This window comes from Novosphingobium sp. ERW19 (genome assembly GCF_012641315.1).
Taxonomy (GTDB): Bacteria; Pseudomonadota; Alphaproteobacteria; order Sphingomonadales; family Sphingomonadaceae; genus Novosphingobium.
In genome coordinates this window covers 1-2,872 of sequence record NZ_JABAIC010000016.1, presented here as the reverse complement: position 1 = coordinate 2,872, position 2,872 = coordinate 1, and the positions used below count along the sequence as shown (strand labels likewise).

Genomic DNA, 2,872 nt, shown 5'->3' with positions numbered 1-2,872 from the left:
ATCGTCCTTCGAGGGCGGGATGTGCGAGTTCGAGGATGTCTTGCGCGGCTTGCCGACCAGACCCTCAAGTTCCGTAATCCGCGCCGCCATCCGTTCGATCATCTCGTGCTGGCCCAGAAGAAGCTCGTTCTTCTCAGCTTCGCTCAGCACATGAAGCGGGGGTGGGGCCATCAGCAGGGTGAATCAAACTCCGAGTCACCGCGCAACCATTTTCTGCCAACCTCCTGAGCAGTTACGCCAATGGGCCCATGGGTACTGATCAATTTGCGTTGGCATCACTCCAATATATCAACAATACGGTCAACACTATTTATGGCGTAGCTTCGGCGTTCACCACTAGGCCATATAACTTCAAGATTATCTACCTTAAACGCAGAACCAAGTCCGAAATGTAGCCTAGTATCATCCTGGACCCCCCTGTGCAATCCTCCAGCCTGCACTCTCATCTGTTTCTTTCCATTACTTGTCAAATACACTACTGCGCCAATCCCATCCCTATTACTGCCCTTCCCAATAAGATGAATCTTTAGCCAATGATTTGAATTTCCAGTATTCCTAAAAAGTTGCAATGGGCCATTTGTAAATGGCTCAAGTGACTGACCATTTGAAACTAATAAATCGAGATAGCCATCATTGTTGTAATCAACAACTGCGGCCGAGTCACCTATTCCCAAGCTTGAGCCTTGCGCACCCCTGGCACTCGGATCAAGGAAAAAATTCCCATATCCGTCATTCAAGAATAACATGTTAGGCTCATTCTTAGTAGTCCTAGTGCAAAGAAAGTAAAGATCGATATCTGCGTCGTTATCGAAGTCCCCGGCAGCGACAGAGAAGCAATTACTTCTTGCAGATATAGCTGCCATATTTCTCGAACCAGAAAAAACTCCTTGTGAACTTAAAATGACACGGTTGCTAAACGCCGTATCAGAATCTGAAATTCCGGTTGAACTGAGATCTGTAATCTCTGAATTGGATCTTATTGCGATATTTATGAATTCCACATCACCTTTGGTGGAAAAAGACCAGTATCCATTGGATGGATCAAACTTAATTGATACGCTTCGGCGTAAATTTGACGTATCATAATACGCGCTGTTAACGAGGTTAGATTTGGAAACATTGAACGAGAGGCTTTTCGGATTACTTCCCGAACGGTCGATAAAAATATTACTTGGGCTCCACCAAGTTAACCCAGGAGGCCCAATATCAACAGATAAATCTCCTATTGATCGGAATCTAAACTCTTTTTGGTCTTGTTTAAAATTTATCCGAATTCTAAGCTCATTGCTACTTATTTGCATCAACTCCGATCGTAAATCCCCAATAGCCAAAGCTGCATCATCAATTAAATCTCCATTCAAATCATAAAATATTGAATCTTGCACAGGTTGATATCCTGTGAAACTATAGGTCAATGTCTTATTGACCATTCGCGGCTTCAATATAGTATAAATTCTCTGAGTAAATGGGTAACCATGAATGATGAGATTGGTCTCACTCTGCGCAAGTTTTGCGATCTGCGCATATTGCGCTGCTTTATTGAATTCGATTCCATATTCAGAATTTACGTTCCTAAAGTATCCGTTCTCTTGCCTGAATAGAATAGATGGCCTATCCTTAAGTTCGTAATTCACCACCAGAACATCTAAATTGCCATCGTTGTCGAAATCGAACCACAGCGGAAGGCGCCCTCTACCTTCGGGGTCATTCACACCCAATTCAATCCCACGGTCCACTAGCTTGCCGTTAGCGTTGACAAAAAGTCGATTATTGCCCCTGCCAAACCCTCTATCGGCTCCAACTGTTTCAAAAAGATCTTCATCACCATCGTTGTCAAAATCTGCCCATGCGGCTCCGTGTCCGTCCGCCTTTGGTGCCATCAGCCACTCAGTAGTAGCATCCCTAAAGGTTCCATCTCTTGCATTGATCCAAAGTACATAATTTCCGTGATTCCCAGACCAGAGGTCCAAAAATCCATCACCGTTGGCGTCGCCCCAAGCGACACCCCATGTCTTGCCAATATAATTGATTCCTGCGTCCGTTGACACATCACGAAATTCAAAGGTATGATCGGCGGTGTCGATTGTCGGGCTGGCTGAAGGGGTTGGACTTGCTGCCGATGAAGGCAAGATTGTCGGCTCCGTGCTGTCATCTCCGCAAGATCCAGCGAGAATAGCTAATAAGAGGCTTGCAGACCGGCCCACAATTTTGATTGATAGCATTACTGAAATCTCAGTTGTTGAGTTTGAGCGATAATCACTACAACCGAATAGGATTGTCAATCTTGTTCTTATCGTGTAATTGCGATCTGCGCTAATAATACGCAGGCGCGCGGAGTCTGAGAGTCGGACTCGAAACTAATTCGTTGAATGACAGTGTCTTGCGGCACGCCGGATGAAGGCTTGTACCGAGGCCGCGAAGAGCCAAGCGGTGGCAGATGCGATGGTCTGCTCGAAGTCCTTGGCAAGTCGGCGATTTCGGTTGAGCCAGGCGATTGTCCTTTCGACAACCCACCGGCGGGGCAAGACTTCGAAGCCCTTGACCGTGTCGGAGCGTTTGATGATTGCGATCATCCAGCTACCCAAAGGCTTCAGGGCATCCTTCAGTTTCTGGCCAGCATATCCGCCATCAGCGAACGTAACTGCTCAGGAGGTTGGCAGAAAATGGTTGCGCGGTGACTCGGAGTTTGATTCACCCTGCTGATGGCCCCACCCCCGCTTCATGTGCTGAGCGAAGCTGAGAAGAACGAGCTTCTTCTGGCCCAGCACGAGATGATCGAACGGATGGCGGCGCGGATTACGGAACTTGAGGGTCTGGTCGGCAAGCCGCGCAAGACATCCTCGAACTCGCACATCCCGCCCTCGAAGGACGA

General features: G+C 47.4%; 1 protein-coding gene and 3 pseudogenes. 1 reads left to right on the top strand and 3 read right to left on the bottom strand.

The genetic code is table 11. The features are described 5' to 3' along the window. From HGI46_RS20330 to HGI46_RS20320, 3 genes and pseudogenes are all read right to left on the bottom strand, one after another. Positions 1-171: pseudogene (locus HGI46_RS20330) on the bottom strand (IS66 family transposase); the annotation flags it as partial. 104 nt (positions 172-275) lie between these two features. After that, positions 276-2,282, bottom strand: coding sequence for a CRTAC1 family protein (locus tag HGI46_RS20325; RefSeq protein ID WP_168905629.1), 2,007 nt, complete (start codon positions 2,280-2,282; stop codon positions 276-278). A gap of 75 nt (positions 2,283-2,357) precedes the next feature. Next, a pseudogene (locus HGI46_RS20320) lies at positions 2,358-2,642 on the bottom strand (transposase); the annotation flags it as partial. Positions 2,643-2,702: 60 nt separating this feature from the next. On the opposite strand from HGI46_RS20320, the pseudogene HGI46_RS20315 reads away from it, so the two are divergent. Continuing rightward, positions 2,703-2,872 (top strand): annotated as a pseudogene (locus HGI46_RS20315) (IS66 family transposase); the annotation flags it as partial.